Origin of the sequence: Pseudomonas sp. K5002 (genome assembly GCF_013386655.1) — a bacterium.
Taxonomy (GTDB): domain Bacteria; phylum Pseudomonadota; class Gammaproteobacteria; order Pseudomonadales; family Pseudomonadaceae; genus Aquipseudomonas.
Genome location: NZ_JACARK010001274.1, coordinates 1 through 491, shown reverse-complemented (window position 1 = coordinate 491; position 491 = coordinate 1). Strand labels below are relative to the sequence as shown.

Genomic DNA, 491 nt, shown 5'->3' with positions numbered 1-491 from the left:
CCGCCGCAGGTCAAGCGTGGCCCGGCGCAGTTGCTTGATTACACCGCGGCCACCCTCGACAAAAGCCTCGCCGCGTTCCGCAATGGCGAGCACGAGCAGGCCTACGACCTGTCGGTAGCCGCCTACCTGGAAGGTTTCGAGCTGGTTGAAAGCTCCCTCGATAACGTTGATGCCAACGTGCGCAAGGACACCGAAAAGGCCCTGATGGCCTACCGGCAGTCATTGCAGGACGGCTTGCCGATCGAGCAAGTGCAGCAGCGCCTGGATGTGGCCAAGGGCAAGCTCACCGAGTCGGCCGGCCTGCTGGGCAGCGATGGCTTGAGCTGGTCCCTGAGCTACATCTCCGGTTTGCTGATCCTGCTGCGCGAAGGCCTGGAAGCGATCCTGGTGTTGGCGGCGATTCTCGCGTTCCTGCGTAACACCGGCCAGCAATCGGCGGTGCGCAGCGTCAACGTCGGCTGGGGCCTGGCGCTGTTGGCCGGCTTGGCGAC

1 protein-coding gene is annotated in these 491 nt (G+C 64.6%); it reads left to right on the top strand.

Going from position 1 to position 491, the window contains the following annotated elements; all coding sequences use genetic code 11:
• On the top strand, positions 1–491 hold a 491-nt coding region (locus tag HX846_RS35610; RefSeq protein ID WP_178967287.1), incomplete at both ends, for an FTR1 family protein.